This window comes from Streptococcus sp. 29896 (genome assembly GCF_032594915.1).
Classification (GTDB): domain Bacteria; phylum Bacillota; class Bacilli; order Lactobacillales; family Streptococcaceae; genus Streptococcus; species Streptococcus suivaginalis.
This window is the reverse complement of record NZ_CP118733.1, coordinates 1268658-1294226: the sequence shown is the minus strand read 5'-3', so window position 1 is coordinate 1294226 and position 25569 is coordinate 1268658. Positions and strand designations below refer to the sequence as shown.

Sequence of the window (25569 nt, the reverse complement as noted above, 5' to 3'; positions counted from 1 at the left end):
TTTACAAGTCGGGACAAGAAAACCCTCTCGGAAATGCACGAGAGGGCAAATAACTATGCAATGAATTCTAACCAGAATCCCAAGAAGACGATTCCGGCACAAAGATAAATTATCCAATCCTTTTTCAGATTGCCCTTCTTGGAAAAGAAGGCTTGGTAGAGAGTGAAGGGAATCAAAATCGGTTGTAAGTATATCCACCAGTTATATTCATTGTCCCAAATAGCTCCCAAGCTATATAGTATCAGGCAAATGGCAATGTAAAAATCCAGGCTACGGTAAAACTGATTGTTAAACTCCTTGAACATAGTGACTCCTTATAGTAAAAACAGATTGAGGATGACCAAGCTGATAATGAATGTTGTTACCAAGTAGATTTGCCATGTTTTTTTAATCCAGCTGCGTGGTTTAAAGAAGGCTAGATAGCCGACATAGAGACCAAGCACCAGTTGGATGAAATCCATAAAATACAGGTTTCTATTTACAGTTGAAAGGATGAACCTTACTATGCAAAGTAAGGCAAAATAGAACTCCCAGGTACGATAAAAGACTTTGTTGAACGGTTTAGACATGGTGTGCTCCTTTTCCAGTAAAATTTAGAGCTGCAACAGCATAAAAAGTATTAGGACATCGAAGAGCAGATTAAAAAGAAGAGAAGCCAGACTGTTTTTCTGACCAATTTTTGTAAACCAGCCTAGATAGGTATTGATTACTATCAAGAGGATAAATAAGCAACGAAACCAAGTTTCAGAATAAATGGACCAAAAGCCTTGGGGATAGAAGATTGCGATGGAATACAGGATAGAGGTATAGGAATATTCGTTCATATACCATTCTTTATTAAAGTGGGGGCGAAATTGTTTAAAAAAGGATTTCATTGCGTACCTCCAATTAAAGAATCCATTTCTAGTACGTGGTAGACTTATGAAGTTTAGTGCAAGATTATAAAGAGAGCGAACGCACATGTGAACCCTACGATTAAGGCCAACTTCCATCTTGCCTCAATATTGTACCGAGGTCGAAAGAATGCGTAGAAAAAATGAATTAGGATAAGTGGTGCCATCACTATCCCAATTTTGGACAGATACAATTCTTGTTTTATGAAATACAAAGTCCAGAAAATACCGTTGAAAAAAAAGTAATTCCGATAGAATTGACGATTGAGATGGTTAAACATAATGACCCTCCTTTACATATTATTATACATCAAAATATATAGAAATGAAAGTGAAAGCAAGCTAGATATAAGGCTTACCTATAACTTGCCTGGGAAATTTTCTATAAGCAAAAACAGGGATTTTTTCACCAAGAGAGAAAGTCCGTGCTAGAATAGAAGAAGAAACGTTTGAGGAGGTTGCCATGACGAGATTAAAACGCGATACCCTTTTGGCCCAAGCAGGCATACGAAAAGATGAACGAACAGGGGCCTTGATTTCACCGATTCACCTGTCGACAACATACCAGCACCCTGAGTTTGGGCAATCCACAGGATTCGACTATACCCGTACGAAAAATCCAACCCGTTCCAGCTTAGAGGAAACCCTTGCTGCCATTGAAGGAGCAGAGCACGCCCTAGTGACCTCCTCTGGAATGGCTGCCTTGGTCTTGCTCTTTCAAACTTTTCCCCAGGGAAGTCGGATACTAGCCGTGCGTGACCTTTACGGTGGTTCCTTCCGCTGGTTTAATCAGCAGGAAGAACAAGGGCGTTTTGCTTTCCAATACGCTCAAACGCCTGACCAACTGTTTGACCAGCTAGATAATACCATTGACTATGTATTTTTAGAGACTCCAACCAACCCTCTCATGGTGGAGTTTGATATTGCTGCGATATCAGAAAAGGCGCATGAAGTCGGGGCCAAAGTTATTGTTGACAATACCTTTTATAGTCCGATTTACCAAAATCCACTTGCTCTTGGGGCAGATGTGGTGCTTCATTCGGCAACTAAGTACCTTTCAGGCCATAATGATGTTTTGGCAGGGGCTCTGATGACCAATGACCAGGCACTCTATGAACAGTTGTTCTATGACCAAAACACGACGGGACCGACCTTATCACCCTTTGATGCTTTTCTCTTGATGCGTGGCTTGAAAACCCTAGCTATTCGGATGGAGCGCTCTACCCAAAACGCTCGAGCAATCGTAGACTTTCTTGAGCAACATCCAGCAGTAAAAGAAGTCTTTTACACGGGGCAAGGAGGGATGGTTTCAATGAAGGTTGCCAAGCAAGAGATGATTCCCCACCTGCTCAATAGCCTCCGAGTTTTTACCTTTGCAGAGAGCTTAGGTGGTGTGGAAAGCTTGATTACCTATCCTGCAACGCAGACTCATGCAGATATTCCAGCAGCTATTCGCCATTCCTATGGCTTGACAGACGATCTCTTACGCATGTCAATCGGGATTGAAGATGTGTCGGACTTGATTGAGGATTTACGTACTAGTCTGGAGAAAAGTTATGACCTATGATTTTAAAACCTTGCCAAATCGCTTAGACCAACACAGCGAGAAGTGGCGGCTAACAGAAAACAACCCAGAGCTTTTGCAACTCTGGGTGGCAGATATGGACTTTCAGCCCTTTCCAGAAATGCGCCAAGCGATCGTAGACTACGGGCAAAGGCAGATTTTCGGGTACAACTATGCCAGTGAGTCTCTATTTGAATCCATAATGGACTGGGAGAAGGACCAGCACGGCTATTGTTTTGATCGGCAAGCTCTTGTTTTGGTAGAAGGTGTTGTTCCAGCCTTGTCCATCGCAGTTCAAGCTTTTACAGCTGAGGGGGATGCAGTTATGATCAATACTCCAGTATATCCCCCTTTTGCCCGTACTATTCGACTCAATCATCGACGGTTAATTAGTCAGCCTCTTAGTGTAGTAAATGACCAATTTACTCTTGATTTTCAGGCTTTGGAGCAAAAGATTGTTGAGGAGGGGGTCAAACTCTATATCTTTTGCAATCCTCACAATCCAGGCGGCAGAGTTTGGAGTCATCAGGAACTACTGGAGCTCGGTGCTATCTGTCAGAAGCATGGAGTCATCTTAGTCTCTGATGAAATCCACCAGGACTTGACCCTTTTTGGACATGAGCACCATTCCTTCAATACAGTTTCCCCAAACCATAAGGAATTTTCGGTAATTTTGTCTTCTGCAACCAAGACTTTTAATATAGCGGGAACAAAAAACAGCTTTGCTATTATTGAAAATCCTCAGTTGCGTAAAGCTTTTACCAAGAGACAATTGGCCAATAACCAACATGAAATCCCTAGCCTAGGCTTAATTACAACAGAAGTTGCCTACCGACACGGAAAACCTTGGTTGACCGCCTTAAAACCAGTTTTGGAAGAAAATATCCTGTTGGTCCAAGAAGAATTGAGTAAAAAGACGAATATCAAAGTGCTTAAACCACAAGGAACCTACCTGATTTGGCTGGATTTTTCAGCCTATGAACTCAGTCACCAAGAGCTAGCAGAGAAATTGTTGGAAGAAGCACAACTGCATTTGAATGATGGATTGACCTTCGGAAAAGAAGGTGAAAAGCATTTCCGATTAAATGCAGCAACACCACAATTTGTCATCAAGGAAGCCTGCCGACGATTGGTGGAAGTGTTTGGCTGTCTAATAAATTAGGTAAAAATTCAATGAAGTTCGAGCATTTTTTCTCATTTTTTGGTAGAATAGAAAAAACAAAAAAGAGAGGTTTTACCACCATGGGGAAATTCCAAGTTATTTCACATCCACTCATTCAACATAAGTTGTCTATCTTGCGTCGCGTTTCGACTTCGACCAAAGATTTCCGTGAGTTGGTAAATGAAATTGCTATGCTAATGGGTTACGAAGTTCTTCGCGACCTACCATTGGAAGATGTTGAAATCGAAACACCGATTACAAAAACGGTTCAAAAACAAATCGCAGGTAAGAAATTGGCAATCGTTCCAATTCTACGTGCAGGTGTGGGAATGGTTGACGGTCTATTGAGCCTTGTCCCTGCTGCAAAAGTTGGTCATATTGGTATGTACCGTGATGAAGAGACCTTGCAGCCAGTTGAATATTTGGTGAAATTGCCAGATGATATTGACCAACGCCAGATTTTTGTTGTTGATCCAATGTTGGCGACAGGTGGCTCAGCTATTTTGGCTATTGATTCTTTGAAAAAGCGTGGTGCTTCAAACATCAAATTTGTAGCTCTTGTGTCTGCACCTGAAGGTGTAAAAGCACTTCAAGAGGCACATCCAGATGTAGATATCTACACAGCGGCTTTGGATGAGAAACTCAATGAAAAAGGCTACATCGTTCCAGGTTTGGGAGATGCAGGAGACCGTTTGTTTGGTACAAAATAATATAGGATAAAGAAATCAGCCTGACTGGTTTCTTTTTTTGACCAAGCAAACTGTGTTTTTTATTTGACCATTTTTGACTAATTCTATATAATGGTCTCAGATTTGTTAGAAATGAATAAAAGACAAGGAGAATTCTTATGATTCCAGTAGTAATTGAACAAACCAGCCGTGGTGAACGTTCTTATGACATTTACTCTCGCTTGCTCAAGGACCGCATCATCATGTTGACAGGTCCAGTTGAAGATAACATGGCAAATTCTATCATTGCCCAATTGCTTTTCTTAGATGCTCAAGACCCAACTAAGGATATCTATCTCTATGTCAACACTCCTGGTGGTTCTGTATCAGCAGGTCTGGCGATTGTGGATACCATGAACTTTATTAAAGCAGATGTTCAGACTATCGTGATGGGAACTGCAGCTAGCATGGGAACGATCATTGCATCAAGCGGTGCCAAAGGCAAACGTTTCATGTTGCCAAATGCAGAATACATGATTCACCAGCCTATGGGTGGAACAGGTGGCGGTACCCAACAGACAGATATGGCGATTGCGGCGGAGCACTTGCTCAAAACTCGTAACAAGTTGGAGCAAATTCTTGCTGATAATTCAGGTAAATCTGTCAAACAAATCCACAAAGACGCAGAGCGCGATTACTGGATGACTGCGGAAGAAACCTTGGCATATGGATTCATTGATCAGATCATGGATAAGATGGCAAAATAAGGTAGATGAAGGGCTCGATGTAGCCCTTTTCATTTTGCTGATAAAAAGGTATAATGAAGAGAAGAAGTATGAGAAGGAGCCAGTCATGTTTGAAAAGAAAGAGCGTAAAGGCCTCATTGTATATCTCCACTACAATCGTGAAGCACGCAAGTTGCACAATTTTGGGGATGTGGTCTATCATTCAAAAAAATTACGCTACTTGGTTCTCTATATAGAGGCAGATCGTTTTGATGAGACACTTGAAAAATTAAAAAAAGAACGATTTGTAAAAAAAGTTTTACCATCTTACATTAAGGATCTAGACCAGAATTTTGTAGGGACTTTAGAGCAAGAACGAGAGAAAAATATTCTTTTATAAAATATTTTTCTTTTTTTGTTGACAATTTTCAGATAATTCAGTATATTGGATACATCGTAAAAATTTAAGAAAGATTTAAGGGGATTTTCATGAAAAAAAGAAAATTTGCTATGGCTCTTGTGAGCTTTGCATCGGCTGCACTTCTTGCAGCATGTGGAACTGTTTCATCAACAAACTCTTCAGCAACGGGAACTGAAATTGGTGAGACAGTCAAAATCGGTTATAACTTGGAATTGTCAGGTTCCGTTTCTTCATATGGTCAAACCGAAGAAAAAGGTGCAAACCTTGCGGTGAAAGAAATCAACGCTGCGGGTGGTATTGACGGCAAGCAAATCGAAGTTATCACAAAAGACAACAAATCTGAGACAGCAGAAGCAGCGACAGTTGCAACTAGCTTGGTAAGTGAAGGTGCAAATGTTATCGTTGGTCCTGCTACTTCAGGTGCCTCAGCAGCTTCTATCGCTAACGTAACTTCTGCGGGTGTGCCAATGATCTCACCTTCTGGTACGCAAACAGACTTGGTTGTTAAGAGTGATGGTGGTGTACAAGATTACTTCTTCCGTGCTACTTTTACTGACGGCTACCAAGGTCAAATCATGGCTCAGTATGCTACAGAAAACCTTTCTGCTAAGAAAGTTGTGCTTTACTATGATAACTCTTCTGACTACGGAAAAGGTATTGCCGATGCCTTCAAAGAAGCTTACTCAGGTGAAATCGTTTCTGAAATCACATTTGCTTCAGGGGACAAGGACTTCCAAGCAGCTCTTACTAAGTTGAAAGACCTTGAATTTGATGCAATCATCATGCCAGGTTACTACAATGAAACAGGTACAATCGTGAAACAAGCACGTGGTCTTGGTATCGATGTTCCAGTTCTTGGTTCAGATGGTTTCGACTCACCACAATTTGCTGAGTTGGCAACAGCTTCAGCAGCAACAAACGTGTACTACCTTTCAGCCTTTGTAACATCTGCAAGTGAGAAAGCGAAAGCCTTCTACGATGCATACGTTGCAGAATATGGTGAAGAGCCATCTATGTTCTCTGCTCTTGCTTATGACTCAGTTTACATGGCAGCAGAAGCAGCAAAAGGTGCAAAAACTTCAGTCGAATTGAAAGATAATCTTGCTGCTTTGAAAGACTTCGAAGGTGTGACAGGTACTATGTCTATCGACGCAGAACACAACGTTGTAAAATCAGTTTACGTTGTTGGCTTGACAGAAGGCAAACAATCATCAGTTGATACTGTTTCAGTTTCTAAATAATAAAAAGAGGGCTATCCCCTCTTTTTCCCTTGTTTAGGACTTGATTGAAAAAAATTTTTGGCCGTAAAACTTGCAAATATTCTGAAAATTTAATACAATAGAACGAACGCTTAACAGCAACTATTTGAATAGAAAGATTGGTGAACTCATGCTTCAACAACTTGTCAATGGTTTGATTCTCGGTTCTGTCTATGCCCTCCTAGCCCTAGGCTATACCATGGTGTACGGAATCATCAAACTCATTAACTTTGCCCACGGGGATATCTACATGATGGGTGCCTTTATGGGCTATTATCTTTTGAACAAGATGACTTTTATCCAAGATGGCGGTTTGCGCTTTTTCCTTGCCTTGGTTCTCTCGATGGTCGGAACGGCTGTTTTGGGAGTTGTCATTGAATTCTTGGCTTATCGTCCACTTAGAAATTCAACTCGGATTGCAGCTTTGATTACAGCTATCGGTGTTTCCTTCTTCCTTGAATATGTGATGGTTTATTTCTTTACAGCAGATGTAAAGGCCTTCCCACAAGCGATTGAGGCGGTGAATTTTAACCTTGGTCCAGTGACAGTTACCAACATCCAATTGATTATCCTAGGTGTTGCTTTGACCTTGATGGTTGCCCTTCAATTGATTGTTAAGAAAACAAAAATGGGGAAAGCCATGCGTGCTGTCTCAGTTGATAGCGATGCAGCTCAGCTCATGGGGATCAATGTTAACCGTACCATCAGCTTTACCTTCGCACTTGGATCTGCACTTGCTGGTGCTGCCGGTGTCCTTCTTGGTCTCTACTACAATCAAATCGAGCCTTTAATGGGGATGACACCAGGTCTGAAAGCCTTTGTTGCGGCGGTTTTGGGTGGTATTGGTATCATTCCAGGGGCTGCCTTGGGCGGATTTGTTATCGGTATTATCGAAACCTTTACTTATGTGATTGGTTTGGATACCTTCCGTGATGCCATCGTATATATTGTATTGATTATCATTCTTTTGGTAAGACCAAGCGGTATTCTTGGTAAAAACGTGAAAGAGAAGGTGTAAGCATGAAAGAGAATGTAAAAGTAAATCTAATCTGGCTGGCCTTCTTGGCACTTGGTTTTGCTGTGCTTCAAGGTCTTGTCGCAGCTGGGGTATTGAATTTTTACTATGTTCAAATCGTCCAACAAATTGGAATTAATATCATTTTGGCAGTTGGTTTGAACTTGATCGTCGGTTTCTCAGGTCAATTCTCACTAGGCCATGCAGGCTTTATGGCGATTGGTGCCTATGCGGTTGGTATTATCGGTAAAATGATGCCATCTTATGCTGGTTTCGGGATTGCCCTTGTTGTTGGCATGCTTGTGGCTGGTTTGATTGCCCTCTTGGTCGGTCTACCAACGCTACGTTTGAAGGGAGACTACCTAGCAATTGCAACGCTTGGTGTTGCTGAGATTATCCGTATCTTGATTATCAACGGCGGTAGCTTGACCAATGGTGCGGCAGGTATTATGTCGATTCCATTGTTTACCAACTGGCAGTTGGTTTATGTGTTTGTAGTGATTACAACGATTTTGACTGTTAACTTCCTTCGTAGTCCAATGGGCCGTTCTACTATTGCGGTGCGAGAAGATGAGATCGCGGCAGAATCTGTTGGTGTCAACCCAACTTTTGTAAAAGTAACTGCTTTTGTGATTGGCGCTATGACTGCAGCAATCGCTGGTGGCTTGCATGCAGGATATGTTGGAACGATTGTGCCAAAAGACTTTGCTTTCATGAACTCTGTGAACGTCTTGATTATTATCGTATTGGGTGGCTTGGGGTCTATTACAGGTTCTTTCGTCGCTGCAATCGTATTGGGGATTTTGAATGTCTTCCTCAAGAGCTATGCAGATATTTCCATGATTATTTACTCATTGGCATTAATTCTCTTGATGATTTTCCGTCCAGGTGGATTGCTTGGAACTAAAGAGTTGAGCTTTACAAACTTGCTCAAAAAGAAAAAGGAGGTTAACTAATGGCCCTTCTTGATGTTAAAAAATTGACAAAAAACTTTGGTGGTTTGACAGCCGTCGGTGATGTGACAATGGAACTCCATGCAGGTGAGTTGGTTGGTTTGATTGGTCCAAACGGGGCTGGAAAAACAACCTTGTTTAACCTCTTGACTGGTGTTTATGAGCCAAGTCAGGGAACCATTACCTTGGATGGCACTGTTTTGAATGGTAAAGCTCCTTCAAAAATTGCTTCTTTGGGCTTGGGACGGACCTTCCAAAATATCCGTTTGTTCAAAAACATGACTGTTTTGGAAAATGTTTTGATTGGACTTGGTAACCACGGTAAAGCTGAAGTGTTGGCAAGTTTCTTCCGACTACCAGCTTTTTATAAAAATGAGGAAGAATTGAAAGAAAGAGCCATCGAATTGCTTAAAATCTTTGATTTGGATGGTGATGCGGATACGCTTGCTAAAAACTTGCCTTATGGACAACAACGTCGATTGGAAATCGTTCGTGCCCTTGCGACCGAACCAAAAATTCTTTTCTTGGATGAGCCAGCTGCTGGTATGAACCCGCAGGAAACGGCAGAATTGACACAACTAATCCGTAAAATCAAAGAAGAGTTCAACATTACGATCATGTTGATTGAACACGATATGAGTTTGGTTATGGAAGTAACTGAGCGTATCTATGTATTGGAATACGGTCGTTTGATTGCCCACGGAACACCAGAAGAAATCCGTACCAACAAACGAGTGATTGAAGCATACCTTGGAGGTGAAGCCTAATGTCAATGTTAAAAGTTGAAAATCTATCGGTACATTACGGCGTCATCGAGGCGGTTAAAAATGTATCTTTTGAAGTCAATGAAGGTGAAGTTGTTACCCTTATCGGTGCCAACGGTGCTGGTAAAACTTCCATCTTGCGTACGATTTCAGGCCTTGTTCGTCCATCATCAGGAACTATTTCCTTCCTTGGAAATGAAATCCAAAAAGTTCCTGCCCGTAAAATTGTGGCAGACGGTTTGTCACAAGTTCCAGAAGGTCGCCATGTTTTTGCAGGTTTGACCGTTATGGAAAACTTAGAAATGGGTGCCTTTCTTCGAAACAACCGTGAAGAAAATCAAGCAAATTTGAAAAAGATTTTCTCCCGTTTCCCTCGATTGGAAGAGCGTAAGAACCAAGATGCGGCAACCCTTTCAGGTGGTGAGCAGCAGATGCTTGCCATGGGACGTGCTCTTATGAGCCAACCAAAACTCTTGCTCCTAGATGAGCCATCAATGGGCTTGGCCCCAATCTTCATTCAAGAAATTTTTGATATCATCCAAGATATCCAAAAACAAGGAACAACCGTTCTCTTGATTGAACAAAACGCCAACAAAGCCCTTGCTATCGCAGACCGCGGCTATGTCCTCGAAACAGGAAAAGTCGTCCTCTCAGGAACAGGAAAAGAACTCCTCGCCTCAGAAGAAGTTAAAAAAGCATATCTGGGTGGCTAAAAAGGTCCGGGGGACCTTTTTAGGTTGGAGATGAGAAACGCCGGCAGGCGTTTTTCTTTATATCAAGGTCCGGGGGACCTTTTTAGGTTGGAGATGAGAAACGCCGGCAGGCGTTTTTCTTTATATCAAGGTCCGGGGGACCTTTTTAGGTCGGAAATAGGGACCGTCTGAAGACGGTCTTTCTTATTTTTGGGATGGCTGTTTTAATCGGGAGATAGGAAAACCAGCAATTAACGTTGCTAGTTTGTCCCCCACCCTAATGAGCTACTCTGCTCTCACATTCTTGCTTATTTCTGGACAATATGGTAGTATTGTATCCTCATCAGAAGTATTTTTAGAAAGATGATATTGAGGAATAAAAATGTTTACAAAAGAATTTGGCTTGATGTTTTATGTGGATGACGTAGCTGCTGAGAAGGCTTTTTGGACAGCTGCTGGTTTTACTATTTTCAATGAAGCTGAGATGATGGGCTACGAAAGCTTTGACATGAAGCCACATGCAGAAGCGACAACGACCATTACTGTTTACGCAAATGAGTTTATCCGCCAAGTATCACCAGAAGTGATTGATATGAAGCCAAGCGTCTTGTTTGAAACGGATGATATTCATGGTCTTCAAGCACGCATCGCTGGTTTGACGGATACCTGCAGTTCGGTCAATGCGGAACCTTTCCCTAACTTTAACTTTGCTAGCCCAAGTGGTCATTACTTTGCAGTTAAAGGGTAAAAAATTATTGAGCTTTGGAACAATCAGCGGTTTTCGATCGCTGATTTTCATATTTTTTCATAAGATATTGAAATCGTTTTCGGTTTTGTGGTATAATAAAGCATGAAAATCCAAGGGAGGAATACCTATGTCAGTTAAAGATTTTATGACCCGCAAGGTTGTCTATATTTCACCAGATACGACCATTGCCCAAGCGGCGGATATCATGCGTGAACAGGATTTGCACCGTCTGCCTGTTATTGAAAACGATAAGTTGGTTGGTTTGGTGACAGAGGGAACGATTGCAGAAGCAAGCCCATCGAAGGCAACGAGCTTGTCCATTTACGAGATGAACTACCTTCTAAACAAGACCAAGGTCAAGGATGTCATGATTAAAAATGTCATTACTGTATCTGGCTATGCCAGTCTTGAAGATGCTGTCTATCTCATGTACAAAAATAAGGTCGGTATTCTTCCGGTAGTAGATAATGGCCAGCTTTATGGTGTTATTACGGATCGTGATATTTTTGCGGCCTTCCTTCATGTTTCCGGTTATGGTGAAGAAGGTGTTCGGGCACGTTTCCTTGTAGATAATAAGGCAGGTGAGTTGGAAAAAATTATCCGCTTGGTGGCAGACAAAGACTACAATATCGTTTCAACGGTTCAATTGGCAACAAAATCTGGTAAGGTTGTGATTGAAGTACAGATCGATGGCAAGGTCGATGTGGAAGAAGTCCGCAGTTTATTTGAAGGGGCAGGTATCCGGGTGGATAGCTTGACGCCGACAGTCGCAAAAAATATTTAAAGTGAAAAAATGAAATAGCAGTCCATAAGCGAATAATTGGACTGCTTTTTTTCTTTTTCTAGCTAGAAAATGCTGTGTTAAATTAGATATATGGTATAATAAAAGCGATTATACAAGGAGGAAGTATGGGACATAAGAAGTATAAAAAATACTATAAATCTGGCAAGAAAAATTCTGAAATTATTGGCTTGCTGATCGTTTTAGCCATTGGATTTGTCATGAGTTTTTGGTATATTTTATTGCCACTTGGCTTGTTAATTGGCTATTTTTATAAACGAGATGCCATCCATCGTTTTTTTCTCTCCAATGATATTAAGCGTCTGCAAGAATTGACAACCAGTTCAAAACTACATTTTGACCAGTATCAGCTTATGCTAGCTGAGAAAGGGGAAGACCAGGCTAGCCAACGGCTTAAGGGCGATTTACTGGGGCGATTGTTCGAGTTAGACTTGCTTTACCAGAAAACAAAAAAGTATTTGGATGCCTATTGGAGTCAGGAGGCACAAGCTGCACTGAGCCTGCGTTACCGACTTCAAACGCCGAAAGAGGTGGAAGAAGTGGTCGTGGAAGAAAAAGTGGACCCAATTGTATCGGAAAAAGCCTGGATTGCCCAACAGGCGCCAGAAATTTTGGAAACCTATTGCAATGTTCAAAAGGACAACCTGGTCATTCGTGAAAAGTTGGAAGCAACGACGGATAAACGAGAGGAATTAGAAGCTATCCATGACGCCAATATGCGACGTTTTGAGGATATATTGGCTGGTTATTTGAAGATTAAGTCCTCTCCGAAAGATTTCTTTAATGCGGAAGAGCGTATGAGCCAGGCTAAGTTGGCTATGGAAAGTTTCGACAAGGAATTGGATGAAACCATTCGTCAGTTTAACGAAGCAGACTTGAGGGATTTTGAAATTAGTTTACGGATGATGAAGAAGGAGGAACAAACAAGTCATGACAGGATTTAATTTTGATATCGACCAGATTGCAGCAACAAGTTTGGGACAACGGGATAAAACAACTGAGATTATTCAAGCGACACCAGTTGGTGAGACTAAGACCGTTTCTTTCTTGACACAGCTGACACCTGAACAACAAGCTGGCATTGTGGCAAAGGCGCCGCAGTTGGTAGACAATTTCTTGGCCAACCAAAATGCTTTGTTGGATTTCGGAAAGGAAGCCGTGGAAGAGGTTAATGCGACAGTAAACCATATCTTGTCTGAGCAGAAAAAAATCGAAATTCCTCAGGTGGATGAGCTGCTTGCCAATACCAACCGTGAGTTGAATGGATTTGTAGCCAAATACAAGGATGTTTCAACGACTGCCGAATTGGAGAAGAAACCTGGTTTCTTCCAACGGTTATTTAAGCAGACAAAGAACGATTTACAAGAGTTTTACTTTGATTCACAATCGATTGAAAAGCGTATGGACAGCATGGCAGCTAGTGTTGTTAAACAAGAAGAAGTCTTGGCACGCAATATTGTGTCGGCAGAGCTGCTAATCGAGAACAACACCAAGTCTATCGAAAACTTGGTAGGAGTAATTGCCTTTGTTGAGGCGACTGGTAAGGAAGCAGCAGAGCGTGCACAAGCTCTTCAGACCAGTCTGGCGAGTCTTGCCCCAACTTCTGTGGACTACCAAGTTACATCGGAAAAGTTGGCACGTGTGACAGAAGTTGCCAATATCTTGGAACAACAGCATTCAGAATACATGAGTCGCTTGTATGTAGCCTGGACCACCACCCCACAAATGCGAAATTTGGTCAAAGTTTCTTCTGACATGAAACAGCGCTTGGGTATGCTCCGTCGCAACACCATTCCAACCATGAAACTGTCAATCGCTCAGCTGGGAATTTTGCAGCAGTCTATCAAATCCAGTCAGACAGCTGATGCTATTGTCAATGCTAACAATGCTGCTTTGCAGATGCTAGCGGACACCTCAAAAGAAGCTATTCCAATGATGGAAAGAACTGCACAAAATCCAACCCTGTCCATCACTTCTGTGACCAAATTAGCTGAAAGCTTGGTGGCACAAAACAACGGGATTATCGCTGCGATTGACGAAGGCAGACAAAAACGTCGTGAATTGGAGTCTGCGATTATTCGCTCTGCTGAAACCATCAATGATTCTGTGAAATTACGGGATGAGAAAATCATTGCTGCTTTACTGGATCAAGGACGTCAGGCACAGACAGAAGCAGAACAAGAATTAGAATCCGAATAAAAAAAGCAGTTCACTTGAACTGCTTTTAATCTTTAGGAATAGGATTTTTATTGCTATCGAGGGTGAAGCCTTCTCCTAAGACTTCGTGTGCATCAAGGATGGTAATAAAGGCATGGGGGTCGATGCGATGAATCAAGTCTTTCATCTCTTGGAGTTGGCTTTTATAGATGACTGAATAGACCATATGGATATCACGACGACTGTAAAAACCCTGCGCCTTGATAAAGGTGATTCCACGTTCAATTTCCGCATCTATAGCTGTTGCTAATTCTTCTGATTTTTCGCTGATGATCATCACACCCTTGCTTCCGTAACCACCATCGCTGATAAAGTCAATCACTCGCGACGCAATTGTCACCATGAGGAGGGTATAGAGTACGGTCCTTAGGTTTTGGGACACCAAGACCGTCAATGTTAAGACCAAGAGGTCGATGGCAAGGATAATCTTTCCAATTGAAAATTGGCTATAACGGTGGCCGATACGGGCTAGAATGTCCGCTCCACCAGTTGTACCGCCAGCCTTAAAGATGATGCCAAGGCCAACACCGACAAAGATACCGCTCAACATGCTGACGATAAGCAAATCACCTTCTAAGTTGACTTGTAGTGGGAGCTTTTCAAAGAGGATCAACCAAAGGGTCACTGCAAAGGTACCGATGAGTGAATAGATAAGGGTTCTGTGGCCTAAAATCCGCCAGCCTAGGATGAAAAGAGGGATATTGATGACTATGTTCATCACCCAGGGTTGGATACCGAACAGGTAGTAGATAATCAAGTTAATCCCTGTCACCCCTCCTTCATAGAGGTGGTTGGGCATGACCAGGTAGTTCAGTCCGAAGGCAAATAAACCTGCACCCAAGAGAATCAGACAGATTTTTTTCAATTGAATTGGATATGCTAACTTCAAGATACTTCCTTCCTTTTTGCGTTCTTATGACCATTCTATCAGATTTTTGAAGCGCTAACAAGCAAATTCAAGGTGCTTTTTTGATAGATTTTTGGTAAAATAAGTGGAAATAGTTTTGAAAGTAGGAATAAGAAACCAGATGAGCAAGGGATTTTTAATATCAATTGAAGGGCCAGATGGGGCTGGAAAAACCACTGTTCTCCAACAGATGCTTCCAGCTTTAGAAGCCTTGGGAAGGGAGATTGTGACAACACGAGAGCCTGGCGGAGTCTCCATTGCAGAAGCGATTCGATCCATTATTTTGAATCCAGAGAACACGGAGATGGATGATAAGACAGAACTGCTCTTATTTGTTGCTGCGCGTCGTCAGCACCTGATGGAAAAAATTCTGCCACCATTGGAAAGAGGAGCCCTAGTCATCATTGATCGCTTTATTGACTCCTCAATTGCCTACCAAGGGTTTGGTCGTGGTTTAGATGTGGATGATATCAACTGGCTCAACGCTTATGCGACGGATGGATTGAAACCTGATTTGACGCTCTATTTTGATATTGACGTGGAAGAGGGGTTGGCTCGGATCGCTTGTAATGCCAGTCGAGATGTGGACCGTTTGGACATGGAGAAAATCGATATGCACCAACGGGTTCGCCAAGGTTACTTGTCTATTTTGGAAAAAGAGAGTGACCGAGTGGTGAGAATTGATGCGAGTCAAGACTTGGCAACTGTAACAGCGCAAGCCTTGGCTATGATTGAAGAAAAACTCAAGGTCTAGCATGAAACAAGAACAAGTAAGGGAATTGCAACCCAAGGTATTTTCCTATTTTCAAACTGTGATGATACAAGGTCGCTTGGCTCATGCTTATTTGTTTTCAGGTGACTTTGCCAGCTATGAGATGGCTATCTTTCTCAGCCAGTCACTCTTTTGTCAGGAAAAAGAAGATGCCCTTGCCTGTGGTCAATGTCGGACTTGTCGCCTGATTGAAGAGGGACAGTTTTCAGACGTGACTACATTGGCGCCTCAAGGTAATCTGATAAAAACGGAAATGGTTCGTGACTTGGTAAAGGATTTTTCACGCTCTGGTTTTGAATCCAATCAGCAGGTTTTTATCATCCGCGAAGCAGAAAAGATGCATGCCAATGCTGCTAATTCGCTTCTCAAGGTCATGGAAGAGCCTCAGAGTAAAATACACCTCTTTCTGCTTACCAATCAGGAAGAAGCGGTACTGCCGACCATTAAAAGTCGGGCGCAAATTGTGACTTTTCCTAAAAATCAACCACTCATCGAACGAAAACTAGAAGAAGCAGGACTTTTGCGCAACCAAGCAGTCTTAACTGCCCAGCTCGTTTCCCAACTCGATCAAGCTTTGGACTTGGCTAAGAGTAAGTCTTATTTGGACCTGCTTGCGATTTGTCGTAAGTTTGTGGACAGTTTGTTGCATTCCCAAGACAGGGCCTATCTTTTGGTGCCTCAGTTGGTTAACTTGGCGGTGGAAAAAGCAGAGCAGGCTCGTTTGTTTGAACTACTGATCTGTTTGTTGGCTGACCAGATGGCAGAGAAAAAGGCAAGGCAATTACTGACAGCTTGCTTGTCTGCTAAGAAGATGTGGCAGGCCAATGTCAGTTTGCAGAATTCTCTGGAATACCTAGTCTTACAAAACCAGAATTAGAAAGGAAGAAAATGGATAAAAGAGAACTTTTTGATGCTCTAGAGGATTTTTCGCAACAACTTTTGACGACACTTGCAGAGGTTGAGGCCATTCAAAACCACTTACGAGGAGTGATTGAAGAAAACACGGCTCTTCGTTTGGAAAATTCTAAACTGCGGGAGCGACTAGCAAAAGACACAACTGCTTCTGCAAAAAATTCTAGTTCTGGTAAGGAAAATCTGCGTCATGTCTATGAAGATGGATTCCATATCTGTAACTATGATTATGGTAAACGTCGTGATAATGACGAAACCTGTATGTTTTGTGATGAACTATTGAATCGAGAATAAGATGAACCTACAAAAATCATTTAAAGGGAATCAGACAGTTGGTAGTCTCTACTTAGTGCCTACCCCAATTGGGAATCTACAAGATATGACCTTCAGAGCTATTCAAACCTTGAAGGATGTTGATGTGATCGCGGCGGAGGACACCCGTAACACAGGACTTTTGCTCAAACATTTTGAGATTGACACAAAGCAAACCTCTTTTCATGAACACAATGCCCATGAAAAGATTCCTGTCTTGATTGATTGGCTCAAGTCGGGCAAGTCTATTGCCCAGGTGTCTGATGCAGGCTTGCCTTCTATCTCGGATCCTGGTCATGACTTAGTAAAGGCAGCTATTGCAGAAAATATTCCTGTTGTGGCATTGCCTGGGGCGTCCGCAGGAATTACAGCCCTGATTGCCTCCGGCTTGGCTCCGCAACCGCATATTTTCTACGGCTTTTTGCCTAGAAAAGCAGGGCAGCAAAAGGACTTTTTCCAAGAGAAACGTGCTTATCCGGAGACTCAGATCTTCTATGAGTCTCCTTATCGTGTGGTAGATACCTTGGAAAACATGCTTTCTGTTTATGGAGACCGCCAGGTGACAGTCGTGCGCGAATTGACCAAACTCTATGAAGAATACCAGCGAGGCACTATTTCAGAAGTTTTAGACTATTTGAAGGACAACCCTCTAAAAGGAGAATGTCTTATTATTGTCGCTGGTGCTGGTGAAGAAGAGATGCCATCTGCAGAAGATGTGGATTTAAAAGCTGAGGTTGAAAAGGAAATCGCAAGTGGCCGCAAACCCAACCAGGCTATTAAAGAAGTTGCCAAACGCTACCAACTCAAAAAACAAGAAGTATATGATGTGTACCATGGACTAGGCTAAGGCCTAGTCTTTTCTAATTTCCGTATCTTTTCTGAGAATTTAGGTAACTTTATGGAATTTTCTGAATTCTTGTGATATAATGAACACATTACATTTTTGGAGGGATTTTATGACAATCTACAACTTCTCTGCAGGTCCTGCAGTATTACCAAAACCAGTACTTGAACGCGCTCAAGCTGAATTCTTGAACTACAATGGTTCGGGAATGAGTGTTTTGGAGATGTCCCATCGCTCCAAAGACTTCGACGACATTATTAAAGGTGCTGAGGCAACCCTACGTGAACTCATGGCTATTCCTGATAACTACAAGGTGATGTTTTTGCAAGGCGGAGCATCATTGGAATTCACCATGATTCCGCTCAACTTTGCTCAAGGAAAGAAAGCCTACTATCTAGCAGGTGGTTCTTGGGGTAAAAAAGCCTATACAGAGGCAGTGAAACTATCTAAGACCATTGATTTTGAACCAATTTTGCTAGGTTCAACAGAAGACATCACCTATGCAGAATTGCCGACCTTTGATAAAAATGACATTGATCCAAGTGCAGCCTATGTTCACTTGACAACTAACAATACCATTGAAGGAACGGCTGTCTATGACATTCCAGATACTAATGGTGTTCCAGTTATTGGTGATATGTCTTCAAACATCTTGGCAGCTCGTTACAATGTAGAAGATTTTGCCATGATTTATGCCGGTGCACAGAAGAATATTGGTCCAGCGGGTGTGACAGTTGTCATTATCCGTGAGGATTTCCTCAACGACCAACCAATGCTTTCAAGCATGTTGGATTACCGCATTCAAGCAGAAAATGAATCGCTCTATAATACGCCGCCAGCTTACTCTATCTACATTTCCAAACTTGTCTTTGAGTGGGTCAAGGAAATCGGTGGTGTGGACGAAATGGAGAAAATCAACCGTGAAAAAGCAGGTCTGCTCTACGACTATATTGACGCGTCAGCTTTTTACAGCAACCCTGTCCGTAAAAAAGAAGAGCGTTCAGTAGCCAACATTCCATTCGTGTCACCAAGCGAGGAATTGGATGCTAAATTTGTCAAAGAAGCAACAGCAGCAGGCTTTAAGAACATCAAGGGCCACCGTTCTGTTGGTGGAATGCGGGCATCACTTTACAATGCCTTCCCACGCCAAGGTGTGGTTGATTTGATTGACTTTATGAAGAAATTTGAAGCGGAGAATGCTTAATGGAAATCCGTCTTGCTCATCCCAATGAAGTAGCAGTTATTAGTCAGATTATTGATCAGGCCAAGGCCTTTCTAGCAGCTTCTGGCAGTAGCCAGTGGCAAGGAATTTACCCTAATCAAGATACGATTTTTGATGATATTTTAACAGGCAAGGGCTATGTTGGTCTGGTGGATGGTAAGGTTGCGGTTTATGCGGCTGTCTTTCGTGGGACAGAGGCTGCTTATGAAGCCATTTATGACGGCAAGTGGCAGCATAACAATCCCCTTTACACGACTATTCACCGTGTGGCAGTAGCCAAGGAGTTTTAGGGTCAAGGTGTTGTTCAGACCTTCCTGCAAGGGATTATCGAAGGGCAAAAGGGCCCAGATTTCCGCTGTGATACCCATGAGAAAAACCTGCCCATGCAGCACATCCTGGAAAAGCTAGGCTTTGTCTATTGTGGAAAGGTTCCCTTGGACGGCGAACGCCTAGCCTACCAAAAAATCAAACACAAGAGCGAGCGCAGTCTCTATCAGGAGATTGATGAAGATGATCGTTGGCTCTTGGGAAATAATTAATAAAGAAAGAAAGGGACCGGGAAAAAGCTTCGTATCACTTCTCAAGGTTCGTGTCAACATCTCAGAACAGTGGTTGATTGGCTCTAACAATCTGGGAGATTGTTAGAGGTTGGAGATAAGATTTGTGAAACAAATCTCAGCAGTTCGTGTGCACTCCAAATCTGACCTCTACGGCTGATACGAACGGAGTTCGCTTTATTTCCAAGCTCCAACAGTCACTACTCTGACTGTTGGAGCTATGCGGAGGTGGGAGTAAAATAGTCTAGTGGACTATTTTAGCCCGAACCTACTGTTTGGAAATGAGGGGAACTCTTCTAGGAGTAGTTGAGTTCTTTCCCACTCCCCTTTTTAGGTAAGAAAAATGGTATTTAGTGTACGTACGTTTAACAATATTAATCAAGTTGGTTTGAAGGAATTGGGCAATCGTTTCCAGATTGACGGAGACCATGCGGCCAATCCAGATGCCTTTATCATCCGTTCTGAAAACTTGCATGGTTTTGATTTTCCTGAAAATTTGAAAGCCATTGCTCGTGCAGGTGCTGGGACCAACAATATTCCTATTGAGGAAGCGACTGAGAAGGGAATTGTTGTTTTCAATACTCCCGGAGCCAATGCCAATGCCGTAAAAGAAGCGGTGCTTGCCTCTATCCTTTTGTCTGCTCGTGACTATATCGGAGCGACAGCTTGGGCTAATACATTGTCAGGAGATGATGTACCTAAGCAGGTTGAAGCAGGTAAGAAGCAGTTTGCAGGGACAGAAATTTCTGGTAAAACTCTTGGTGTCATTGGACTTGGTGCTATTGGTGCCCGTATTGCCAACGACGCTCGCCGTCTGGGCATGAATGTGCTTGGTTATGATCCGTATGTGTCGATTGAAACAGCATGGAGTATCTCAAGTCACGTTAAACGGGTAGATGATTTGAAAGAAATCTTTACCAATGCTGACTATATCACGGTCCATGTTCCTTTGACAGACAAGACGCGCGACTTGTTTAATGCAGCTAGTTTTGGTCAAATGAAAAAAGGGACGACTTTGATTAACTTCGCTCGTGGTGAGCTGGTCAATAATGCCGACTTGTTTGAAGCCATCGAAGCAGGAGTTATCAAGAATTACATCACTGACTTTGGAACAGAAGAAGTGCTTAATAAGGACCACATTATCGTCTTCCCACACGTTGGTGGTTCAACAGAAGAAGCAGAGCTCAACTGTGCTATTGCAGCTGGTCAGACCATTCGGCGTTTTATGGAGACTGGTGAAATCATCAACTCAGTCAATTTCCCAAATGTCAAACAGTTCTTGGATGCTCCCTATCGAATTACCCTTATCAACAAAAACATTCCAAACATGGTGGCAAAAATCACCACAGCCGTGTCTGAATTAGGCATCAACATTGACAACATTATCAACAAGTCAAAGGGTGACTATGCCTATACCTTGTTGGATTTGGATGAAGCAGACAAGACAAAAATCGACCAGTTGGTTGCCAACTTTGAAGCAACGGAAGCCATTGTCAAGGTCCGCGTCATTAAAAATAAAAACTAAGTATGTACTTAAAAACGATCTATCACAGTCCACTTGGTCCTATGTCTCTTGTTGCTAGTGATAGGGGCTTGCGAGGTGCCTGGTTCGAGGACCAGAAGTATTTTGAACGAGGACTAGCTGAAGAACCAGTTCTAGGCTCACATCCTATTTTGGATCAGACCAGTCTCTTGCTGGATGCTTATTTTTCAGGTCAAGATGTGGATTTTTCTAGCCTGACGCTTGAAGCTATTGGAACGGAATTTCAGGAAAAAGTCTGGACCTTATTGAAAGCAATCCCTCATGGCCAGACGACTAGCTATGGACAACTTTCCCAGCAACTGGGAGTCTGTTCAGGGCAGGCAGTCGGTGGAGCAGTTGGGCGAAATCCCTATTCTGTCATCGTTCCCTGCCACCGTGTTCTCAATCAAAATGGGCAGTTGACAGGCTATGCGGGAGGACTGGATAAAAAAATCTGGCTCTTGCAACACGAAAATCCATACTTTGAGGTGAAACAATGATTTTATTCTATGAATATCCCAAGTGTTCGACCTGTCGAGCAGCAAAAGCAGAGCTGAAAAGTTTGGGCTTGGAATTTGAAGCTATTGATATCAAGGCAACTCCTCCAAGTGCTGACCAGCTCAAATCCTGGATGGAAGCAACAGGTTTAGACCTGAAAAAGTATTTCAATACTTCAGGAAATAGTTACCGTGAACTAGGTCTGAAAGATAAATTTGACAGCTTAACGGTGGATCAAGCATTAGACTTATTAGCTAATGATGGTATGTTGATTAAACGTCCTCTCTTGATTCAAGATGGAAAAATATTGCAGATTGGCTATCGTACAAAATATGAAACTCTCGGCTTATAAGGCCGAGAGTTTTTGTTAAAAGGCGTATTCAATGGAAATGTATTCATAGTCTTTACGTAGCTGGTAGAGCATATTTTGCTTGTTGGCACGAAGTTCCGCAAAGCTACTAGGACTGACCTTGTGAAGGTGAATTTTGACCTTGAGCTGCATACCTTGTTTGTAGATGAGAATATCCAAGTCCTCCTCTTCTTCCAAATAAGGTGTGAGAATTTCGTAGATATTGTCTCTCAAATCAGGTGCCTGAATGGTACCGTGTGCCAATTCCATAAAGGCTGATATCAACAGCTGGAGCGGTTCTTTGAAGGAAATAACTGCAAGAGCAACCGTTACAAAGAAATCTCCTGTAAAATGTAGGAACTGCAAGGGACTGTTTACTGGGATAAAGGCAAGAAATAGAAAAGCGATACCAATGGCAGCTGAAATCAATCCGTCAATCAAGTTGCCTTTGGCCTCAGCTGCAATGATGGTTGAGATATTGCCGATTTTTTGATTCATATAGCGATTGTAGCCATATAGACCGAAGCAAACAAAAAGCATAATACTGGTGTATGGGATAACAGGCCCCGTTGTCATCTGGTGCCCAATGCCATGTACAAAATAGGCAAAGGCTGTCGCTGCTGTTTCCAAAACGGCAAAAACAAGCAAGAGTAGGGTGGCCAAGGACTTCATAATGGCATAGAGCGGCTCTAGAAAGTGAAGGCCTTGTGGAAATGTTGTTGTTCTCCGGTGGCTATTTTTTGAAATATAGACGGCAACAACAGATGACACAAAAGCAATTAGGGAGAAGACACTGTCCAAGAGAAGAGCGTTTAAATCGGTCATAATGTAAACTGCGAGACCTACCAAACCACTGAGCCCATTGACCAGGGCAGAAATGGTTAAAGAGCGCGCTTCAATTTTTTTTGGATCCATTTCATCTCCTTCTTAACTAGTTCACTAAATTTAGTATACTATATTTTGGAAACGATTTCAAAAATACTGTCCGAAAGAAAAAGAGGGTATTCCCTCTTCTATGGTAAATCAATTTCCATGACAATCGGTGTATGGTCTTGGCGAGCACCGGAGTCAATCATAGCTGATTTTGTCACCTTGTCAGCGATACGGTCGCTAACCAACCAGTAGTCGATTCTCCAGCCTGTGTTGTTGATTTTGCTGGTGCGGCTGCGTTGTGCCCACCAGGTATAAGCATTGAGGACATCCCCATGCAAGTGGCGGAAGGTATCTGTGAAGCCTTTGGCTAGCAAGTTTGTAAAGCCCTCACGTTCTTTATCTGTAAACCCTGGTGACTGGCGGTTGCTGGCTGGGTTGGCAAGGTCGATTTCCTTGTGGGCAACGTTGTAATCACCTGTAGCTAGAACAGGCTTTTGGCTGTCAAGCTGTGATAGGTATTCGGCATACTGAACGTCCCAGATTTGGCGGTCGGCCAATCGCTTCAAGCCATCTCCAGCATTTGGCGTATAAACCTGGGTAACATAGAAGTTGTCAAACTCCAGCGTGATGATGCGTCCCTCAGAATCCATAGTGGTCGGGGCACCAATTTCTGGGAAGCTGATAGTTGGTGTAAGGTGATTTTTATAAAGGAAGAGGGTCCCTGCATAGCCCTTGCGTGCAGGCTCAACCGATGAACGCCACGTGTTCGCATAGCCTGGGAAGTAGCTTTCCAGAATTTCCAAGTGCTTCTTGGTTGGCCCCTTGTCAGAGAGTTTGGTCTCCTGAATAGCGATGATGTCGGCATCTTCCGCAACTAGCGTGTCAATCACGGCACGGGATAGGAGGGCACGTGGGGATTCTGCAGTTAGCGCAGCGTTGAGGGAATCAATGTTCCAAGAAATGAGTTTCATATGGGTTCCTTTTTCTAGTTTTATCGTGTTTTATTATACCAAAAATCCTTTGACCAAGCGAATCTAGGAACTGGAAAAAATCTTTTCATTTTTTGTGTTACAGTATTAAAAGTATGATACAATAGTAGCAAGTAAATCTTTGTTTACGGAGGTTAGGATGAAAAGAACAGTTATTGGCTTTGCCTGGCTGGCACTCGTTTTGGAAATGCTTGTCTATTATTGGTTCCAATTGCCAGCTCTTAGTATCTACAGTTTAGGTTTTTGGATTTTCCTATTGCAATCTCTGGGCTTTGCTTGGTTGATTTTGCTCTTTTCCAGTCCACAGGGATTGGTCCAAAAGGCCAGTAAATTGTCTGGTAGAAATCGGCAAGTAGAAACCTATGAGTTGAATAAGTCTTTGCCTGCCCATTTGGTTTGGTTAGGTCGGGCTTGGATTTTCGTTATTCTTGCCTTGATGGTGATAGGGTTTGCTAATTCACGGATTTTTCGTGCCAAAGATTATGCCAATGTGGTGACGGTCCAGGATGCGGATTTTAAGGAGGATTTTCCGGAAACGGATATTTCAAAACTAGCCCTTTTGGATCGGGCTTCTGCAGAGAAAATCGGTGATACCTATTTAGGGACCATTGATAAGGTTTCTCAGTTTGGCATTTCAGATGATTACCGTCAGATTACCATTGGTCAGCAGCCCTATCGGGTTTCACCGCTTGAGTACAAGAGCATTTGGAAGTGGATTAGCAATCATCAAGATGGGATTGAATACTATGTTAAGGTAAATCAAACGACAGGTAAGGCAGAGTTGGCAAAACTCAGCAAGGCCATGCATTACTCCGATTCTGAGTACCTGATGAATGACACCATGCGCCACCTCCGCTTCCAGTACCCAACGACCATTTTTGGCAAACCATCCTTTGAAGTAGATGACGAAGGAAACCCTTATTACATTGCGACCATCTATCAGCCACAGTTTGGACTATCTTCGAACGACCCAGTTGGAGCAGTTGTCTTGGATGCTGTGACAGGTGAAAGCAAGCGCTATGATCTTGCAGACATCCCAGAATGGGTGGACCGAGTGTATTCTGCCACAAATGTGATCAGTCGTGTGGATGATCACTATACCTATCAGAATGGCTTTTGGAACACTATTTTCAGTCAAACTGGCGTGAAAAATACGACGGATAGCTACAACTATATTACGATTGGGTCGGATATTTATCTCTATACAGGGATTACCTCCGCAACAGCTGATTCTTCTAACCTAGGCTTTATTCTTGTCAATATGCGGACCCGCCAAATCACCAACTACAAGCTAGCGTCTGCAACAGAAACTGCAGCCCAAGAATCAGCAGAAGGAGAGGTGCAGGAAAAAGGCTATCAGGCAACTGCACCTAGTCTGGTAAAATTCTCTGACAAAGCCTATTACCTTGTTTCCTTGAAAGATGATGCAGGGCTGGTTAAAACCTATGCTCTGGTCGATGCAGAAGATTATCAACAAGTAACAGTCAATAACGATTTGGCGAGCTTGATTTCACAGGTCTCTGGTTCAGATGCTTCCAGTCTGGCAGGTATCTCTAGTGATGGTTCGACTGCAAGTCAGGATATTCAAGTGATTGAAGGAACTATCGAAGCCTTAGGAAGTCAGATGATTGGGGGAACAACTGTTTATTACCTACAATCTCAGGGAACGATTTATAAAGTAAAAGCAAGTGAAGATGCGACAGATCAGCTACCATTTATGAAAGTTGGCGATCAATTCACCGGTCAATTGGCTAAAAATAACTACCTCAATCAATTCACTCTTGAAACAAAATAATCCAATGAGACTGGGCAAAAAGCCTAGGTCCACTTCTCAGAGTTCGTGTCAACATCTCAGCGCAGTGGTTGATTGGATTTAACAGTCCAGTGGACTGTTAAAAGTTGGAGATAAGATTTGCGAAGCAAATCTCA

At 42.6% G+C, this 25569-nt stretch carries 29 protein-coding genes and 1 pseudogene; 24 read left to right on the top strand and 6 right to left on the bottom strand.

Annotated features, from left to right (window positions below):
- Window positions 1-53: 53 nt before the first annotated feature.
- The 3 genes from PXH68_RS06055 to PXH68_RS06045 all read right to left on the bottom strand — a co-directional run bounded on the left by PXH68_RS06055 (window position 54) and on the right by PXH68_RS06045 (window position 875).
- A complete protein-coding gene (locus PXH68_RS06055) occupies window positions 54-305 on the bottom strand; it encodes a hypothetical protein (RefSeq protein WP_248028470.1) in 252 nt (83 codons plus the stop codon).
- 9 nt (window positions 306-314) lie between these two features.
- Complete coding sequence (locus PXH68_RS06050) at window positions 315-461, bottom strand: hypothetical protein (RefSeq protein WP_248028469.1); 147 nt, start codon at window positions 459-461, stop codon at window positions 315-317.
- A gap of 132 nt (window positions 462-593) precedes the next feature.
- Window positions 594-875: a hypothetical protein gene (locus tag PXH68_RS06045; protein WP_248028468.1), complete on the bottom strand. Its 282-nt coding sequence runs from the start codon at window positions 873-875 to the stop codon at window positions 594-596.
- A gap of 481 nt (window positions 876-1356) precedes the next feature.
- On the opposite strand from PXH68_RS06045, the gene PXH68_RS06040 reads away from it, so the two are divergent.
- The 14 genes from PXH68_RS06040 to PXH68_RS05975 all read left to right on the top strand — a co-directional run bounded on the left by PXH68_RS06040 (window position 1357) and on the right by PXH68_RS05975 (window position 13865).
- Window positions 1357-2460 carry a cystathionine gamma-synthase gene (locus PXH68_RS06040; protein WP_248028467.1) on the top strand — a complete coding sequence of 368 codons (1104 nt, stop codon included), beginning with the start codon at window positions 1357-1359 and terminating at the stop codon, window positions 2458-2460.
- The gene (locus PXH68_RS06035; RefSeq protein WP_248028466.1) at window positions 2450-3619 is read left to right on the top strand and encodes a MalY/PatB family protein; all 1170 of its coding nucleotides are present in this window, start codon (window positions 2450-2452) and stop codon (window positions 3617-3619) included. The genes PXH68_RS06040 and PXH68_RS06035 overlap by 11 nt, the downstream gene beginning before the upstream one ends.
- A gap of 80 nt (window positions 3620-3699) precedes the next feature.
- Window positions 3700-4329: a uracil phosphoribosyltransferase gene (gene upp, locus PXH68_RS06030; RefSeq protein ID WP_158457206.1), complete on the top strand. Its 630-nt coding sequence runs from the start codon at window positions 3700-3702 to the stop codon at window positions 4327-4329.
- 137 nt (window positions 4330-4466) lie between these two features.
- The gene (locus PXH68_RS06025) at window positions 4467-5054 is read left to right on the top strand and encodes an ATP-dependent Clp protease proteolytic subunit (protein WP_158457104.1); all 588 of its coding nucleotides are present in this window, start codon (window positions 4467-4469) and stop codon (window positions 5052-5054) included.
- An 85-nt stretch (window positions 5055-5139) separates the two neighbouring features.
- A complete protein-coding gene (locus tag PXH68_RS06020; protein ID WP_205031293.1) occupies window positions 5140-5412 on the top strand; it encodes a DUF2129 domain-containing protein in 273 nt (90 codons plus the stop codon).
- An 89-nt stretch (window positions 5413-5501) separates the two neighbouring features.
- Window positions 5502-6674 (top strand): ABC transporter substrate-binding protein, encoded by a 1173-nt coding sequence (locus PXH68_RS06015; protein WP_205031292.1) that lies wholly within the window; start codon window positions 5502-5504, stop codon window positions 6672-6674.
- Window positions 6675-6822: 148 nt separating this feature from the next.
- Window positions 6823-7710 (top strand): branched-chain amino acid ABC transporter permease, encoded by an 888-nt coding sequence (locus PXH68_RS06010; RefSeq protein WP_205031291.1) that lies wholly within the window; start codon window positions 6823-6825, stop codon window positions 7708-7710.
- Window positions 7711-7712: 2 nt separating this feature from the next.
- The gene (locus PXH68_RS06005; RefSeq protein ID WP_248028465.1) at window positions 7713-8663 is read left to right on the top strand and encodes a branched-chain amino acid ABC transporter permease; all 951 of its coding nucleotides are present in this window, start codon (window positions 7713-7715) and stop codon (window positions 8661-8663) included.
- Window positions 8663-9427, top strand: a complete 765-nt coding sequence (locus PXH68_RS06000; RefSeq protein ID WP_158457094.1) for an ABC transporter ATP-binding protein — start codon at window positions 8663-8665, stop codon at window positions 9425-9427. The genes PXH68_RS06005 and PXH68_RS06000 overlap by 1 nt, the downstream gene beginning before the upstream one ends.
- A complete protein-coding gene (locus PXH68_RS05995) occupies window positions 9427-10137 on the top strand; it encodes an ABC transporter ATP-binding protein (protein WP_158457092.1) in 711 nt (236 codons plus the stop codon). Before PXH68_RS06000 ends, PXH68_RS05995 begins: the two co-directional genes overlap by 1 nt.
- Before the next feature lie 361 nt (window positions 10138-10498).
- Entirely contained in the window at window positions 10499-10864 is a 366-nt protein-coding gene (locus PXH68_RS05990; RefSeq protein WP_248028464.1) for a VOC family protein, read from the top strand.
- Window positions 10865-10991: 127 nt separating this feature from the next.
- Complete coding sequence (locus tag PXH68_RS05985) at window positions 10992-11648, top strand: CBS domain-containing protein (RefSeq protein ID WP_205031288.1); 657 nt, start codon at window positions 10992-10994, stop codon at window positions 11646-11648.
- A gap of 125 nt (window positions 11649-11773) precedes the next feature.
- Window positions 11774-12610, top strand: coding sequence for a hypothetical protein (locus tag PXH68_RS05980; protein ID WP_248028463.1), 837 nt, complete (start codon window positions 11774-11776; stop codon window positions 12608-12610).
- A complete protein-coding gene (locus PXH68_RS05975; protein WP_248028462.1) occupies window positions 12597-13865 on the top strand; it encodes a toxic anion resistance protein in 1269 nt (422 codons plus the stop codon). Before PXH68_RS05980 ends, PXH68_RS05975 begins: the two co-directional genes overlap by 14 nt.
- 25 nt (window positions 13866-13890) lie before the next feature.
- Here the strand turns inward: PXH68_RS05975 and PXH68_RS05970 are convergent, their stop codons facing one another.
- Entirely contained in the window at window positions 13891-14772 is an 882-nt protein-coding gene (locus tag PXH68_RS05970; RefSeq protein ID WP_398582960.1) for a YitT family protein, read from the bottom strand.
- Window positions 14773-14911: 139 nt separating this feature from the next.
- Between PXH68_RS05970 and tmk the strand changes: the two genes are divergently transcribed.
- From tmk to PXH68_RS05925, 9 genes and pseudogenes are all read left to right on the top strand, one after another.
- A complete protein-coding gene (tmk, locus tag PXH68_RS05965) occupies window positions 14912-15544 on the top strand; it encodes a dTMP kinase (protein WP_248028461.1) in 633 nt (210 codons plus the stop codon).
- Between the two features lies 1 nt (window position 15545).
- Entirely contained in the window at window positions 15546-16439 is an 894-nt protein-coding gene (locus tag PXH68_RS05960) for a DNA polymerase III subunit delta' (RefSeq protein WP_248028460.1), read from the top strand.
- Window positions 16440-16450: 11 nt separating this feature from the next.
- A complete protein-coding gene (gene yabA / locus PXH68_RS05955; protein WP_158457078.1) occupies window positions 16451-16768 on the top strand; it encodes a DNA replication initiation control protein YabA in 318 nt (105 codons plus the stop codon).
- Between the two features lies 1 nt (window position 16769).
- Entirely contained in the window at window positions 16770-17633 is an 864-nt protein-coding gene (gene rsmI / locus PXH68_RS05950) for a 16S rRNA (cytidine(1402)-2'-O)-methyltransferase (protein ID WP_248028459.1), read from the top strand.
- Between the two features lie 109 nt (window positions 17634-17742).
- Window positions 17743-18834, top strand: a complete 1092-nt coding sequence (gene serC / locus PXH68_RS05945; RefSeq protein ID WP_205031283.1) for a 3-phosphoserine/phosphohydroxythreonine transaminase — start codon at window positions 17743-17745, stop codon at window positions 18832-18834.
- Window positions 18834-19391: pseudogene (locus tag PXH68_RS05940) on the top strand (GNAT family N-acetyltransferase). The gene serC and the pseudogene PXH68_RS05940 overlap by 1 nt, the downstream one beginning before the upstream one ends.
- Before the next feature lie 361 nt (window positions 19392-19752).
- Complete coding sequence (locus PXH68_RS05935) at window positions 19753-20934, top strand: 3-phosphoglycerate dehydrogenase family protein (RefSeq protein ID WP_248028458.1); 1182 nt, start codon at window positions 19753-19755, stop codon at window positions 20932-20934.
- A 2-nt stretch (window positions 20935-20936) separates the two neighbouring features.
- On the top strand, window positions 20937-21431 hold the full coding sequence (locus PXH68_RS05930; RefSeq protein WP_248028457.1) for a methylated-DNA--[protein]-cysteine S-methyltransferase: 495 nt from the start codon (window positions 20937-20939) through the stop codon (window positions 21429-21431).
- Window positions 21428-21781 carry an arsenate reductase family protein gene (locus tag PXH68_RS05925; protein ID WP_248028456.1) on the top strand — a complete coding sequence of 118 codons (354 nt, stop codon included), beginning with the start codon at window positions 21428-21430 and terminating at the stop codon, window positions 21779-21781. The genes PXH68_RS05930 and PXH68_RS05925 overlap by 4 nt, the downstream gene beginning before the upstream one ends.
- Before the next feature lie 15 nt (window positions 21782-21796).
- On the opposite strand, the gene PXH68_RS05920 is transcribed toward PXH68_RS05925, so the two are convergent.
- Both PXH68_RS05920 and PXH68_RS05915 read right to left on the bottom strand, forming a co-directional pair.
- On the bottom strand, window positions 21797-22693 hold the full coding sequence (locus PXH68_RS05920) for a cation transporter (protein WP_248028454.1): 897 nt from the start codon (window positions 22691-22693) through the stop codon (window positions 21797-21799).
- Window positions 22694-22791: 98 nt separating this feature from the next.
- Window positions 22792-23622: an exodeoxyribonuclease III gene (locus PXH68_RS05915; protein ID WP_248028453.1), complete on the bottom strand. Its 831-nt coding sequence runs from the start codon at window positions 23620-23622 to the stop codon at window positions 22792-22794.
- Window positions 23623-23779: 157 nt separating this feature from the next.
- Between PXH68_RS05915 and PXH68_RS05910 the strand changes: the two genes are divergently transcribed.
- The gene (locus tag PXH68_RS05910) at window positions 23780-25435 is read left to right on the top strand and encodes a hypothetical protein (RefSeq protein WP_248028451.1); all 1656 of its coding nucleotides are present in this window, start codon (window positions 23780-23782) and stop codon (window positions 25433-25435) included.
- The last annotated feature ends 134 nt before the right edge of the window (window positions 25436-25569 follow it).